13 protein-coding genes and 1 pseudogene are annotated in these 14131 nt (G+C 74.4%); 6 read left to right on the forward strand and 8 right to left on the reverse strand.

Annotated features, from left to right (window positions below):
- Positions 1–560 (forward strand): SbcC/MukB-like Walker B domain-containing protein (locus AC51EU_RS18485; protein WP_496268091.1); only part of this gene is annotated, 560 nt, incomplete at its 5' end.
- A 55-nt stretch (positions 561–615) separates the two neighbouring features.
- Here the strand turns inward: AC51EU_RS18485 and AC51EU_RS18490 are convergent.
- The 3 genes from AC51EU_RS18490 to AC51EU_RS18500 all read right to left on the reverse strand — a co-directional run bounded on the left by AC51EU_RS18490 (position 616) and on the right by AC51EU_RS18500 (position 5456).
- Positions 616–2310 carry a DUF885 domain-containing protein gene (locus AC51EU_RS18490; RefSeq protein ID WP_496268092.1) on the reverse strand — a complete coding sequence of 565 codons (1695 nt, stop codon included), beginning with the start codon at positions 2308–2310 and terminating at the stop codon, positions 616–618.
- A gap of 83 nt (positions 2311–2393) precedes the next feature.
- A complete protein-coding gene (locus tag AC51EU_RS18495; RefSeq protein WP_496268093.1) occupies positions 2394–3797 on the reverse strand; it encodes a GNAT family N-acetyltransferase in 1404 nt (467 codons plus the stop codon).
- Between the two features lie 84 nt (positions 3798–3881).
- The gene (locus tag AC51EU_RS18500; protein WP_496268094.1) at positions 3882–5456 is read right to left on the reverse strand and encodes an alkaline phosphatase D family protein; all 1575 of its coding nucleotides are present in this window, start codon (positions 5454–5456) and stop codon (positions 3882–3884) included.
- A 532-nt stretch (positions 5457–5988) separates the two neighbouring features.
- Between AC51EU_RS18500 and AC51EU_RS18505 the strand changes: the two genes are divergently transcribed.
- Entirely contained in the window at positions 5989–6408 is a 420-nt protein-coding gene (locus AC51EU_RS18505) for a hypothetical protein (RefSeq protein WP_496268095.1), read from the forward strand.
- Positions 6409–6815: 407 nt separating this feature from the next.
- A complete protein-coding gene (locus AC51EU_RS18510) occupies positions 6816–7559 on the forward strand; it encodes a GntR family transcriptional regulator (RefSeq protein ID WP_496268096.1) in 744 nt (247 codons plus the stop codon).
- A 63-nt stretch (positions 7560–7622) separates the two neighbouring features.
- Here the strand turns inward: AC51EU_RS18510 and AC51EU_RS18515 are convergent, their stop codons facing one another.
- A complete protein-coding gene (locus AC51EU_RS18515; protein WP_496268097.1) occupies positions 7623–8777 on the reverse strand; it encodes an ROK family protein in 1155 nt (384 codons plus the stop codon).
- Between the two features lie 167 nt (positions 8778–8944).
- Between AC51EU_RS18515 and AC51EU_RS18520 the strand changes: the two genes are divergently transcribed.
- Positions 8945–9514 (forward strand): hypothetical protein, encoded by a 570-nt coding sequence (locus tag AC51EU_RS18520; protein WP_496268098.1) that lies wholly within the window; start codon positions 8945–8947, stop codon positions 9512–9514.
- On the opposite strand, the gene mug is transcribed toward AC51EU_RS18520, so the two are convergent.
- Positions 9423–9986 carry a G/U mismatch-specific DNA glycosylase gene (gene mug, locus AC51EU_RS18525; protein WP_496268099.1) on the reverse strand — a complete coding sequence of 188 codons (564 nt, stop codon included), beginning with the start codon at positions 9984–9986 and terminating at the stop codon, positions 9423–9425. The two genes, AC51EU_RS18520 and mug, sit on opposite strands and share 92 nt — an antisense overlap.
- Positions 9987–9993: 7 nt before the next feature.
- On the reverse strand, positions 9994–11436 hold the full coding sequence (purB, locus tag AC51EU_RS18530) for an adenylosuccinate lyase (protein ID WP_496268103.1): 1443 nt from the start codon (positions 11434–11436) through the stop codon (positions 9994–9996).
- Between the two features lie 272 nt (positions 11437–11708).
- On the opposite strand from purB, the gene AC51EU_RS18535 reads away from it, so the two are divergent.
- Positions 11709–12347, forward strand: a complete 639-nt coding sequence (locus AC51EU_RS18535) for a DUF1707 SHOCT-like domain-containing protein (RefSeq protein ID WP_496268100.1) — start codon at positions 11709–11711, stop codon at positions 12345–12347.
- A 53-nt stretch (positions 12348–12400) separates the two neighbouring features.
- On the opposite strand, the gene AC51EU_RS18540 is transcribed toward AC51EU_RS18535, so the two are convergent.
- Positions 12401–13171, reverse strand: a complete 771-nt coding sequence (locus AC51EU_RS18540) for an SGNH/GDSL hydrolase family protein (protein WP_496268101.1) — start codon at positions 13169–13171, stop codon at positions 12401–12403.
- A 118-nt stretch (positions 13172–13289) separates the two neighbouring features.
- On the opposite strand from AC51EU_RS18540, the gene AC51EU_RS18545 reads away from it, so the two are divergent.
- The gene (locus AC51EU_RS18545) at positions 13290–13916 is read left to right on the forward strand and encodes a TetR/AcrR family transcriptional regulator (protein WP_496268102.1); all 627 of its coding nucleotides are present in this window, start codon (positions 13290–13292) and stop codon (positions 13914–13916) included.
- 10 nt (positions 13917–13926) lie between these two features.
- On the opposite strand, the pseudogene AC51EU_RS18550 reads toward AC51EU_RS18545, so the two are convergent.
- Positions 13927–14131: pseudogene (locus tag AC51EU_RS18550) on the reverse strand (FAD-dependent oxidoreductase); the annotation flags it as partial.

Raw genomic sequence — 14131 nt, forward strand, 5'->3', positions numbered from 1 at the left:
CCGAGCACGACCTCGCCGCCCGGCTGGCCGGACTCGCCGCCGGCACCTCGGCCGAGAACGAACGCCGGATGCGCCTGGAGTCATACGTCCTCGCCGCCCGCCTCGAACAGGTCGCCGCGGCCGCCACCGCCCGGCTGCACTCCATGTCCGCCGGGCGCTACACCCTCGTCCACTCGGACGCCCGCTCCGCCGGGACCCGCCGCTCCGGCCTGGGCCTGCACGTCGTCGACGCCTGGACCGGGCACGAACGGGACACCGCCAGCCTCTCCGGCGGCGAGACGTTCTTCGCCTCCCTCGCCCTGGCCCTGGGCCTCGCCGACGTCGTCACCGACGAGGCGGGCGGCACCCGGCTCGACACTCTCTTCATCGACGAGGGCTTCGGCAGCCTCGACGAGCAGACCCTCGACGAGGTCCTCGACGTCCTCGACGGACTGCGGGAACGCGACCGCAGTGTCGGCATCGTCAGCCATGTCGCCGACCTCAAGGGGCGCATCCCCGCCCAACTGGAGGTCGTCAAGGACCGGTCGGGCTCCCGGGTGCGGCACCGGATGCCGCACTGAACCCGCGGGGCACGCGGGGCGCCCCCGCTCCGTCACCGGGCGGGGACGCCCTCCCTCACAGCGCCGACAGCTCGCTCAGCAGGTCGTCGAGGCCCAGCGAGCCCTGCGACAGCGCCGCCATGTGCCACGCCTTGAGGTCGAAGTCCGCGCCGTGCCGGGCGCGGGCCGCCTCCCGGCCCCGCAGCCAGACCCGTTCGCCCAGCTTGTAGCCGATCGCCTGGCCCGGGATGCCCTGGTACCGGACGATCTCGCTCTCCACGTAGTCGGCCGGGCGGCTGGAATGCGCGGCGAGGAACGCCTGCGCCAGCTCCGGCGTCCACCGCTCGCCCGGGTGGAACGGCGAGTCCGCCGGGATCTCCAGCTCCAGGTGCATGCCGATGTCGACGATGACCCGCACCGCCCGCATCATCTGCGCGTCGAGGTAACCCAGCCGCCGCTCCGGCGTGGTCAGGAAGCCCAGCTCGTCCATCAGCCGCTCCGCGTACAGCGCCCAGCCCTCGGCATTGGCGCTGACCATGCCCACCGACGTCTGATAGCGCGACAGCTCCCCGGCGACATGCGCCCACTGCGCCAGTTGCAGATGGTGCCCCGGCACGCCCTCGTGGTACCAGGTGCTCACCAGGTCGTACGCGGGGAAGCGGGGCTCGCCGATCACCGGCAGCCAGGTACGGCCCGGCCGGGAGAAGTCCAGCGACGGCGGGGTGTAGTAGGGCGCGGCGGCGCTGCCGGGGGGAGCGAGCCGCGACTCGACCCGGCGCACCCGCTCGGCGAGGTCGAAGTGGGTGCCGTCCAGGGCCTCGATCGCCTCGTCCATCAGGGACTGGAGCCACTGCCGGGTCTCCTCGGCGCCCTCGGACCGCTCGCCGTGCTCGTCCAGCCAGGACAGCGCCTCCCACGGGGTCCCCGCCTCCGGGAGGATCTTCGCCGCCTCGGCCTTCATCTCGGCCAGCAGCCGGTGGAACTCCGACCACCCGTAGCGGTACGCCTCGTCGAGATCGAGGTCGGTGCCGTTGTAGTAGCGCGCGAGACGGGCGTAGCGTTCCCGGCCCACCACGTCCGGCGCGCCCGCGACGGCCGGCGCGTAGTGCGCGCTCAGCCAGCCCCGCAGCTCCACCAGGGCGCCCGTCGCCACCGCCGCGGCCTCGTCCAGCTCGGCGCGCGTCTCCTCGGGCCCGGCCGCGGCGAACTCGGCGAACCAGCCGCCGTCCGTACCGATCCACTCGTCCAACTGGCCGATGACGGTGGCCACCTGCCGGGGCCCGGCGGGCAGGTCCCGCTTGAGTCCGGCGTCGAGGGCGGCGCGGTAGCCCTCCAGGGCGTCCGGGACCGCCCGCAGCCGCCGGGCGATCGCCGCCCAGTCCTCGGCGGTGTCCGCGGGCGTGACGGTGAAGATCTCGCGGACGTGGTGCAGCGGCGAGCCGAGGTTGCTGACGGCCCGCAGGCCCTCGCCCGCCTCGTGCACGGCGAGTTCGGCGGTCAGGCGCTCGCGCAGCAGCCGGGCGCAGCGGCGTTCGGCGGGGTCGTCGGCGCCCGGCAGCGCCTCGGCCTCGGTGAGCCGGTCCAGGGTCGTACGGGCGAGCTGGGCCAGCGCCTCCTGGCCGGTGGGGGAGAGGTCGGGCAGCCGGGACGAACTGGCGGCGTCGCCGAGGTAGGTGCCGGTGACGGGGTCCAGTGCGATGAGGTCGTCGACGTAGGAGTCGGCGACCTGGCGGGGCAGCGGGCCGCCGCCGGAAGCGTGGGTCTGGGACATGCCCGCCATCCTCATACGGATCGGGGCGCCTCACCAATACCGTGCCGCGCGGATCCGGTCGGATTCCTCCGCCGCCCCGGGCGTCAGCGCAGGGCGGGGCCCTCCTCACGGACCGGCGCCGCTTCCCGGGGTAGGGGCAGCCGTTCCGGGCGCGTGCTGATCACGAGGGTGCCGTCCTCGATCTGGTGGTCGAGCGGGAGGCCCAGGCCGCGCATCGCCGCCACCATCCCGGTGTTGGACGCCTGGGTGACCGCGTAGACGCCCTCGCACCCGGCGTCCGCGGCCATCGTCACCAGCCGCCGCAGCAGCTCCCCGCCGATCCCGCGCCGCTGCCAGGCGTCCTCGACCAGCAGTGCCACCTCGGAATCATCGCCGTCCCACAGCAGATGACCGAGCGCCACCAGCCGGCCGGACGCGGTCTCCACGGCGAGGGTGCGGCCGAAGCGGGGGCCGAGCAGATGCCCGAGGTAGCGGTCGGCGTCGCCGGCCGGGCCGTGGTAGCGCAGGGCGAGGGACTCCCGGGAGCAGCGGTGGTGCATCGCGCGGGCGGCCTCCAGGTCGGACGGGCCGGCGCGGCGGACGGTGAGGGCGTTGCCCTCCGGGAGCGTCAGCGCCTCGCGCCGGGGCGGGACGCGGTGGCCGAGCCGGGTGTCCAGCTCGACCAGGGCCCGCACCCGCGCGAACTCCGTGGGGGTGAACGGCACCTGCGGCCGGTTGATGGTCAGGGAACCCCCGGAGGGGTCGCGGAACGTCATGGTGTGGTCCTCCAGGACACCCTCGGCGGGCGCCTGCTCGGCCGGTCGGCCCCCTGGGGTCACCGCCGGCACCGAATGAATCGTGCAGCGCCCCAGCAGCTGCCGGAGCGCGAGGGGGAGTTCGGCGGAGTCCAGGGCCGTGCGTACGGCCAGCCCCAGCATCCGGGTCGGCGCGTCCACGAGGTCGTGGGCGTCGGCCCGTTCCACCCAGGTGTGCGTGCCGTCCGCGTCGGCCGCCGCCCGGATCAGGTCGGCGGGGGCCAGCGTGGCCGGGGCGCGCAGCAGGAACTCGTCGACCGTACCGTCGGACAGCGGGTGGGTCTGGAGGCTGAGGATGTCGACCCGGTGTGCGGCGAGCGCCGTGCACAGGGCGGCCAGGCTGCCGGGGGCGTCCCGGACGGTGGTCCGCATCCGCCACAGCGCCGTCTTCGGTGCCCCGGCCCCGGGGGCCGCGGCGGGGGACGGCGCCGGGGTGCCGCCGCCGGACGGGGGCGGGGCGTGGTCGTGGCGGTGGGCCCACCACAGGTGGAAGCCGACCGTGGCGAGCAGGGCGACGGCGGCGGTGCCCAGCAGGGCGGGGCCGGAGGGGCCGTGGGCGACGAGGTTGGAGACGCCGTCGGCCACGGCCACGGCCGTGAAGAGGGCGGCCAGTTCGGCGAGGTCCCGCCGCCAGTGGTGGCGGCGGGCGGGCCGGGACGGGGTGTGCGGGCGGGAGGTGGTGTGCGCGGTCATGGCGCCAGCCTCACCGACCGTTGTTGCCCGGCCGCCAACGTCTTGTGTCCGATGAGTAAAAGACGTAATCGCCTCATTGGTCCCCTACTGTCCCACCCGTCCCGGTTGCAGCACCTTGCTGTACAGCACCTCGCCACCCTCCTGTCGCAGCCGTACCGTCATCTCACCGCTCCCGCCGTCGATGTCGACCTCGCCGAAGTACTGCGGGCACTCGGCCGGTGACACATTGGCGCGATCCGGCGCTTTGACGAACGTCTGTTCGGGTCCGAAGGTTCCGTCCAGCTTCACCGCGGGAAAGCCCCCGGCACTCAGCGGACCGGAGACGAACTCCCAGAACGGCGCGAAGTCACCGAACGCCGCCCGCTCCGGAGCGTAGTGCTGCGCGGACGTGTAGTGCACATCGGCCGTGAGCCACACCGTACCGGTGATCCGCGCGTGCTTGATGTGCCGCAGCAGCTCCGCGATCTGGAGCTCCCGCCCGAGCGGAGCACCCGGGTCGCCCTGCGCCACCGCCTCGAAGTCCTTCTCCCCGTCCGTGACGACCAGCCCGAGCGGCATGTCCGACGCGATCACCTTCCACACCGCACGCGACCGCGACAGCTCCCGCTTGAGCCAGCGCAGCTGCTCGGCGCCCAGGATGCCCCGCCGGTCGTCGGTCTGCCGGTTCGGCGAGTTCGCGTTGCGGTACCGGCGCATGTCCAGTACGAACACGTCCAGCAGCGGACCGTGCCGCACCACCCGGTGCACCCGGCCCTCCCGCCCCGGCCGCGGCGACCGGATCGGGAAGTACTCGCGGAACGCGCGCAGCGACCGCGCCGCCAGGACGTCCACGTCCTTGACCCGGTAACGGTCGTCGTCCAGCAGCTGCCCCGGGTACCAGTTGTTGTGCACCTCGTGGTCGTCCCACTGGACGATCGTCGGCACCTGGGCGTTGAACCGGCGCAGGTTCTCGTCGAGCAGGTTGTAGCGGAAGGCGCCCCGGAACTCCGTCAGCGTCTCGGCGACCTTCGCCTTCTCCTCCGTCGTCACGTTCCGCCACACCCGCCCGTCCGGCAGTGTCACCCGTTCGGGTATCGGGTTGTCGGCGTAGATGTTGTCGCCGCTGCACAGGAAGAAGTCCGGGTCCAGCCGCCGCATGTCCTCGTAGATCCGGTAGCCGCCGCGGTCCGGGTTGATGCCCCAGCCCTGGCCCGCCAGATCGCCCGACCACAGGAAGCGGACACCGGAGCGGCGGCGTACGGGGGCGGTGCGGAACGTACCGGTGACCGGCGCGCCGGTGCGCCGGGGGTCGTACGGGTCGGCCAGCAGCACCCGGTAGTGGATCTGCTCGCCCGGCGGCAGCCCGTGCAGCGCCGTGACGCCGGTGAAGTCCGTGCCGGCCCCCACGACCGGCCCGGTCCACGTCCGGGCGTTGCGGAACGACTCCGTGGCCGCCGTCTCCACGATCATCCGGGCCGGACGGTCGGACCGCACCCACACCAGCCCCGACGACGTCGTCACATCGCCGACCTGTACGCCCCACCTGGCGCTCGGCCGCCCGCCGCGGGCCTGCGCGGGCGCCGCCCCCGCCGTCAGGGGCAGCGCCAGGGCCGCGGAACCGGCCGCCGCGCCCTGAAGCAGCGACCGCCGTCCGAAGGGGCCACCGGGTCCCTGTGTCATGGAAAAACCTCCGTAGTGCCGTCGAACAGGGGCTCCGGGCCCGTACGGCCCGCCCCCTCGTCCCGTTCGTACAGCGCCCCGATGCCCGGCAGCCGAACACCCGGTGAACACCCGGCCCACGCCCCCCACGCGTCACCGGCCCGCCCATCGTCGCAGGACCGCCGGACGGCCGCCAGGAAGCGGGTACGACGTTGACGGTCCCGCTACGGGGCAACTCCGGGATGCGGCGCGGAGTGTGGCGGCGCGTCACCGGAGCGGGCGGGAACCGCCGCGCGGTCGGGCCGGCGCCGGTGGTGACACGCGGTGAACGCGCGTATTCCACGGATTGCGGAAAAGGGTTTCATCGGGTCGTCGCCGACCGTTTTCTCCAGAATTCCCGGCGACGGGTTCCGGATTGTTGCCGCGCCTGTCCCGTGGAATTCCGTATCTCCGGGGCCGACATGCGGCACCGGGAGCAAGGGCTTTTACTGGACTCCGGGTTCGCAGCACTCGGACCCGGTGCACGCGTCATCGGAAAGGCAAGGTGAACGCAGTGAAAGCCACCCCCACGACGTACCGTCTCCGGACCGCCGCCGTCGGCGCCGCGTGCGCCGCCCTGCTGGCGGCCGGCACCGGCGCCGCCACCGCAGCACCGGCCGGCGTCCCGGACACCCCGGTCGCGGTCGCCGCGCCGGCTCCGCACGCGTCCATCACCCTCAGAGCCACCCCGAAGACCGTCAAGAAGGGCCACAAGGTCACCCTCACCGGCAGGACCAAGGGCATCGCGATAGGCAGCAAGCTGACCGTGGAGCACATGAACAAGGGCCGCTGGACCAAGCTCCACACGACCACGAAGGTGAAGCACGGCAGCAGCTACCGCGTCGAGGTCAAACTCTCCAAGAGGGGCACGGAGAAACTGCGGGTCTCCCATGGCAGGACGCATTCCTCCCCGGTGATGGTCGTCGTCCACTGACGCGGGAACGCGGGACACCGGGGGCGGTGTCCCGCGTTCTTCAGGTGCTCCCCGGGGTGCGGTGAACCGCGATTTCCGACGATCTTTCGTAACGGCACGGGAAAAGCGTCGCGTGGTTTTCCTCTCTCGGCGCGCGGTCTCCCGAGCGCACTCCCTCGTCGGGTGTGGTGTCGTCACGCCCGACGGGGGACCGTGCGGTACGCGCCTCCCGTACGCGGGCCGACGCGTCGCGGACGGCCCGCCCGGGAGCGGACGGAGGCGGTCCGCAACGCGTCGGGGGATTGGTCTTGACCAAGGGTGGGGGCGGACCTATCGTCGGCATACTGCAACAACCTTTAATAAAGAAGCGCTCATAACCGGGCCCGCGCGGGCCCGTCCGGCGGGGCCGGCGGCAGGCGGAGGACAGGGTGGGGACCATGCAGCTCGAAACGGTGCCGGAACCGAAGTACTGGCACCTCAAGACGGTGCTCAGCGAGGCGCTCGACTCGGAGTTCGCGGTGGGCGAGATCCTGCCCAACGAGCGTGACCTGGCGGCCCGGTTCGGCGTCGCCCGCGCCACCCTGCGGCAGGCCCTGGAACAACTGGAGCTGGAGGGCAGGCTGCAACGGCGCCGCGGTGTGGGCACCACGGTCGCGCCCCCGCGCGTCGGCGTCCCCGTCGAGCCCGTCCGCCGCACCTGGCCCGGCGCCGACGACGACTGGGAGACCGCCGGCGCCGTCGAGACCGACACCGTCCCCACCGCCGTCGCACGCCTGCTGGGAACCGCCCCCGGCGAGCGCGTCCACGTCGTACGCCGCAGTCGTGTCAGCCACGGCCAGCCGGTCGCCGCCGAACTCCTCTACGTCCCCGCCGCCGTGCTCCCCGACTGCTCCCCGGACCCGCGCACCGCCGCCACCGACCGCGCCCGCGCGGTGCTCGACGCCCTGCGGCAGCGGGAGCTGGACGGCCAGGACCGCACCGTCGAACTGGGCTCCGCCCGCGCCGAGGACGCCAAGCAACTCGACCGGCTGCCCGGCGCGCCCGTCCTGCTCGTCACCACCCGCTACCTCGCCGAGGGCCGCACCGCCGCCGTCGCGGTCTCCACGTACCGGGCCGACACCTGCCGGCTCACCTTCGGGGAGACCGAAGCGGTACCGCTGCTGGCCGGCTGACGCCGCACCACCGCGACGACGGGGCCCGTCCCACCACAGGGGACGGGCCCCGTCGTCGCGGTACTACCGTCCGGTCACCGTGCCGTCCACGGCGAAGAGTTCGCCCTCCAGATGGTCCAGCGCCAGCCGCAGCGCGCCGGTCGCCACCGCCGCGTCGCCCAGCGAGGAGAGGGCGACCCGCGGCGGGCGCAGGCAGTAGCGCTCCAGCTCGCCGCGGAGCGGGTCGAGGACGCCGTCCAGCCCGGCCGCCCAGCCGCCGATCACCACCAGTTCCGGATCGAGCGCCAGCACCAGGGCCGCCACATCGTGCACCAGCCGCCGCAGGAACCGGTCCATCGCGTCACGGGCCCGCGCGTCGCCCGCCCGTGCCAGCGCGAACACCTCCGCCACCTGCGCCTCGTCCAACGGGTGCAGCGGCTCCCCGGTCGTGGACAGCAGCTTCTCCGGCGTCGCCTCACGCCCCAGCAGGTGCAGCGCCCCGATCTCCCCGGCCGCCCCGCCGAACCCCCGGTGCAGCCGTCCGCCGATCAGCGCCCCGGCCCCGGGGCTCAGGCCCGCCAGCACGAACACCACATCGTCGGAGCCCGCCGCCGCGCCGGTCCAGTGCTCGGCGACCGCGGCGGCGTTGGCGTCGTTCTCCACCAGCACCGGGCAGCGGAACGAGCGCCGCAGCCGGGCACCCAGCGGGAGGCCGGTCCAGCCAGGGAGGGCGGTGCCCAGCCGCACCGTGCCGTCCGTCTCCACGATGCCGGGGCTGCCCACCCCCACGGCCCGCAGCGAACCGCGCGCCACCCCGGACCGGCGCAGCAGCTCGGCGACGAGCGACCGCACCCGCTCCAGGCGTTCGTCGGCCGCCGCGGACTCGTCCACCGGGCGCCGCACCGAGTCCAGCACCCGGCCGCTGAGGTCGGACAGCAGGGCCGCGACACGGTGCGGCCCGATCTCGATGCCCAGCAGATGACCCGCCTCGGTACGGAACCGGAACCGGCGGGCCGGCCGGCCCTGCCGTCGCGTCCCGCCCTCCCCGGCGGCCGCCTCGGCCACCAGACCGGCCGTCATCAGCCCCTCGACGACGCCCTCGACCGTCGGCCGGGACAGCCCCGTCACCTGGACGAGGTCGGTGAGGGTGGAGGAGTCCGCGGCACGCAGCGCGTGCAGTACCACCGCGGAGTTGATCCGTCGCAGCAGGGAGGGGTCCCCGCCGGTGAGCCGCCCCAACGTCCGTCTCCTCGCCTCGCGTGTGAGCCGGATCGTAACCGCTCGGCAGATGCGCGGCGAGTCCGGTGGGCCGCCGGGCGCCGTCCGCGGACCGGCATGGCCCGGTGACGGCGGGGAGGGTGCTGACGCCCCGGCCAGTTGTCAGACCCCGGCGGTTTACTGACGGCATGACGAGCGACGAGGCCCGGGACGCCCCCGCCACCACCGCACAACGGCTCACCCTGGTCGACGCCCTGCGCGGCGCGCCCTTCCCCGGGCGCGCGGAGTGGTTCCCGGCGGGGGAGAGCGGCCCCGGGTTCCATCTGGCGCGGCTGTGGGCGGCGGCGCCGCTGTGGGACGCGGACGCGGCGGACGCCCGGGAGGCCCGCGAGGAGTGCGCCGCCGAGCTGGAGACGCTGATACACGCCCTGGCCTTACGGTGGGGCGCCCCCGAGGACCTGGACCTCACGGACGTCCTGGACCGCCACGCCCGGGGCCTGCCGGTCCGTGTGCCGCTGGACCGCCTGTGCGGCACGGTGCCCCGGCTGCGCGTCTGGCGCGCCGGGGACCGCTGGGTGGGCCTGGGCGCGGCACGCGGCGGACCGGAGCTGCCGTACCAGGTACTGGCGGCGGTGGGGGAGACCGAGCGGGCCGGCCCGGCGGCCCCTACCCGCCCGCCGGCTCCGCGTCCTCGAACGCCACCGCCCGCAGCCGTCCGTACTCCTCGGCCATGGCCGCCGGTGTCCAGCGGGCGTTGAGCCCGCTGGGGTTGGGCAGCACCCAGACCCGGGCGCCGCCGAGGGTGCCGGGCTGCGGTCCGATGGCGGCGTGCTTGTCGCCGAAGGCGGTGCGGTACGCGGTGACGCCCGCGACGGCGAGCCAACGCGGGCGCAGCCGGGCGACCTTCGCGGCCAGCGCCCGGCCGCCCTCGCGGTACTCCTCCGCCGTCAGCTCACCGGCCTTCGCCGTCGCCCGCGCCACCACATTGGTGATGCCGGCGCCGTAGCGCAGCAGCTCCCGCTCCTCGTCGGGCCGCAGCACACGCGGTGTGAACCCGGCGGCGTGCAGGACCGGCCAGAAGCGGTTGCCGGGGCGGGCGAAGTGGTGGCCGGTGACCGCCGACACCAGTCCCGGATTGATGCCGCAGAAAAGGACCCGCAGGTCCGCCGCGACCACGTCGGGGACGACACGGTCGCGGGCGGCCTGGAGTTCCTCGCGGGTGTAGCCCATGCCCGGGTCAGAGAATGGCGCCGGGGGTGTACGCCGCGGCCTCGGGGTGCTGCCGGGCGATCTCCCCGATCCGGGCGACGACGGAGGCGACCTGCTCGGCCGCGGCACCGGTGAACGACAGCTTGTCGGCCATCAGCGCGTCGAGCTGCTCCTTGTCCAGCGGGATGCGCGGGTCGGCGGCCAGCGCGTCCAGCAGCCCGTTGCGCTCGGCGCCCTGCTCGCGCATGGCCAGCGCGGCGGCGACCGCGTTCTCCTTGATCGCCTCGTGGGCCTCCTCCCGGCCGACGCCCGCCCGCACGGCGCCCATCAGCACCTTGGTGGTGGCGAGGAAGGGGAGGTAGCGGTCCAGCTCGCGGGCGACGACGGCGGGGAAGGCGCCGAACTCGTCGAGCACGGTCAGGAACGTCTCCAGCAGGCCGTCCAGCGCGAAGAACGCGTCCGGCAGCGCGACCCGGCGGACCACGGAGCAGGACACATCGCCCTCGTTCCACTGGTCGCCGGACAGCTCGCCCGCCATCGAGGCGTAGCCGCGCAGCACGACCATCAGCCCGTTGACGCGCTCGCAGGAGCGGGTGTTCATCTTGTGCGGCATCGCCGACGAGCCGACCTGGCCGGGTTTGAAGCCCTCGGTGACCAGCTCGTGCCCGGCCATCAGCCGGACCGTCTTGGCGAGCGAGGACGGCGCGGCGGCCAGCTGCACCAGCGCGGTCACCACGTCGTAGTCCAGGGAGCGCGGGTAGACCTGGCCGACGGAGGTGAACGCCCGGCCGAAGCCGAGGTGCGCGGCGATCCGCTGCTCCAGCTCGGCGAGCTTCGCGGCGCCCTCGGGGCCGCCGCCCAGCAGGTCGAGCATGTCCTGGGCGGTGCCGACCGGGCCCTTGATGCCGCGCAGCGGGTAACGGGCCAGCAGCTCCTCCAGACGCCCGTACGCCACCAGCAGTTCGTCGGCGGCGGTCGCGAAGCGCTTGCCGAGCGTCGTGGCCTGCGCCGCGACATTGTGCGAACGGCCCGCCACGACCAGGCCGGAGTACTGGGAGGCCAGCGACGCCAGCCGGGCCAGCACGGCGACGGCGCGGTCGCGGACCAGTTCCAGCGACAGCCGCACCTGGAGCTGCTCGACGTTCTCCGTCAGGTCGCGGGAGGTCATGCCCTTGTGGACCTGCTCATGGCCGGCGAGCGCGTTGAACTCCTCGATCCGGGCCTTGACGTCGTGCCGGGTGACCTTCTCGCGCTCGGCGATCGACGCCAGGTCGACGTTCTCCAGGACCCGCTCGTAGTCCGCGACGGCCTCCTCCGGTACCGCCACCCCCAGGTCCTTCTGGGCGCGCAGAACGGCCAGCCACAGCTTCCGCTCCAGCTTGACCTTGTACTCGGGGGACCACAGCACGGCCAGCTCCGTGGAGGCGTAGCGGCCGGCCAGAACGTTGGGGATGCGAGGCTTCGCAGACACAGCAGTCACGTGGCCAGAGTCTAGTGGCGCTCCGCCCCGGTCCCTCATCCGGGAGTGCTCCGGCCCGGCGAAACCGCTGGTCGGGACCGCTCGCGCACGCCGTTCGGCCCGGACGGGGCCGGGGGACCCTTGACGGTTCCGGGACGCCGAGGTCGAGCAGACCCGCTGCCGCCGTCCTCGAACATCCAGGGCCTGCCGCCGGGTTGCGCGCGGGGACCGAGCGCCGTCCGCCGCCCGTTTCGGCCGTGTGCCGGACGTATAAGGTGCCGGGCATGACTGAGGAGCCGGTGCGGTGGGTGGCCCAGGGACAGCTGGGGCAGCGGGTTTCGCATGACGACCGGGAGCGGGTCGCCGAGGTGCTGAGGGTGGCCGCGGGGGACGGGCGGCTGAGCCTGGAGGAGCTGGAGGAGCGGCTGGAGAGCTGCTTCGCGGCGCGGACGTACGGCGACCTGGCCCCGCTGGTGGCCGATCTGCCCGGGCAGGCGACGGCCGTGGCCGCGCCGGGGCGGGCCAAGGAGGTCGCGCGGGTGCGCCGGGTCGGCGGGAACGTCCGGTACGAGGGCGCCTGGGAGGTGCCGCGCCGTCTGGAGGCCGAGGTCCGCGGCGGCAGCGTCCTGATCGACTTCACGTCGGCGGTCGTACGGGAGCCGGTCACCGAGGTGGCGGTGGAGATGCGCGGCGGCAGCCTGCGGCTGATCGTCCCGGACGGCTACGAGGTGGACACCCAGGAGGTGGAGCTGCGCGGCGGCTCGGTCGTGGACCGCCAGGCGAAGGACCTCGCCCCGGGCACCCCGGTCGTGCACCGCGTCGCCGTCCTCGGCACGATCGTCGGCGGCGGCATCGTCGTCCGGCGCCCGGACGCCCCGCGCCGGCCGGGGCGCCTGCGCCGGCTGCTGGGCCGGGATCGTTAGAGCCTGTCGTCCGACCGGTGCGTGAAGGCGGAGGCGCGCGGCCTCGGGCGTGCTCAGCCCTCGTACGGCACGAGGTCGGGACGTTTCGGGGCCCGGCCGTCCCCGGAGGAGCGGCCGGTGAGGCGGCGGCCGATCCAGGGGACCAGGTGCTCCCGGGCGAACCGCAGGTCCGCGGCACGGCGTGCGGACCAGGCCGGGGGGACGGCGGCCGGCAGGGGGGCGTCCCAGTCCTCGGCGGGCTCCAGGCCGAGCGCTTGCCAGACGGCCTCGGCGACCCGGCGGTGTCCCTCGGCGTTGAGGTGGAGCCGGTCCTCCGCCCACATCCGGGGGTCGGCGAGCGCCCGCGAGCCGTACAGGTCGACGACGAGCGCCCCGTGCCGGGCGGCCAGGGTGTCGATATGGGCGAAGAGGCGTTCCATGCGCGGGCGGTAGCGCTCCAGGACGGGGCCCTGCCGTCCGGGGCTGCGCATCAGGACGAGCCGGCCCCCGCCCTTGGCGAGGAGATCGGCCGCCGCGCCGAGCCGGTCGCAGACCCGTTCCACGTCGCAGCCCGGGCGCAGGACGTCGTTGAGCCCGCCGACCAGCGTCACCAGGTCCGCGCCCATCGCGGCGGCGGGCCCGGCCTGGTCGTCGAGGATCTGGTCGATCAGCTTGCCGCGGACCGCGAGGTTGGCGTAGCGGAAGCCGGGGGTTTGGGCGGCGAGGCGGGCGGCGAGCAGGTCGGCCCAGCCCCGGTAGGAGCCGTCCGGCAGGCCGTCGGACATGCCTTCGGTGAAGCTGTCGCCGACCGCGACGAAACTGGTGTAGCGGGCAATCGTCTCCATGGCGCGCTGATCCTATCCCCCGGTGTACGGTCGGCCTCGGCCGGAGCGCAGTGCCCGGCGTACGACGGACCCGCGGGCCGCACCGCCGCGGCACCAGAGACAGGAGGAGAGGCCCGCGATGACGCCCCGCCGCGGCCCCGACGCGCCGACCTTCACCGAGCAGGCCCGCCGACGGCAGCTGATCGACTGCACCGCCGAACTGATCGCCGAGCGGGGCTACCCGTCGGCCTCGCTGTCGGCCATCGCCGAGCGGGCCGGGCTGTCCAAGGCCGCGGTCCTCTACCACTTCTCCTCGAAGGACAACCTCACCCGCGCCACCCTCGACCATGTGCTGGACCGGTTCACCGCGTACGTCACCGAGCGGGTGGCGGGCGAGAAGGACCCGCTCGACGCGCTGGTCGCCTACGTCCGCGCGATGATCGGCTATCAGCGGGCCCACCGGAGCCATGTCCGGGTGATCACCGAGATGCTGCTGGACGACGAGGGCGGCACCCGGTTGAAGACGCCCGGTGCGCACGACACCCGGGGACGGTGGCAGGCGCTGGCCGGCCTCCTCGCCGCGGGGCAGGAGGCCGGCCGGGTGCGGGAGTGCGACACCCGTACGGTGGCGCTGGCGATCGGCGGGGCGATCGACGGGGTGATCGCGCAGTGGCTCGCGGACCCCGGACTCGACCTGGACGCCGCCACCGCCGAACTGGAGACGTTCGTCCGCCACGCCGTCGTCCCGCGCGACCTCCCCGCCTGAGAGGTCTGCCCTACGCCGCCCGGCGCGCGAAGTCCGGCGCGTGCTCGGGGCGTACGCCGATGCCGCCGAGGTAGCCGGTGACGGTGCCCAGGGCGGGGAACCGGCGCAGCAGCCGCAGCGGCGGCGGGAGCCGGTGCTCGTCGAGCGTGCCGTCCAGGGCGGCCCGGATCAGGGCGTGTTCGGCCCGCTGGGAGCGCTGGGTGAAGGCCGTGGGG

This window comes from Candidatus Streptomyces philanthi (assembly GCF_059553635.1).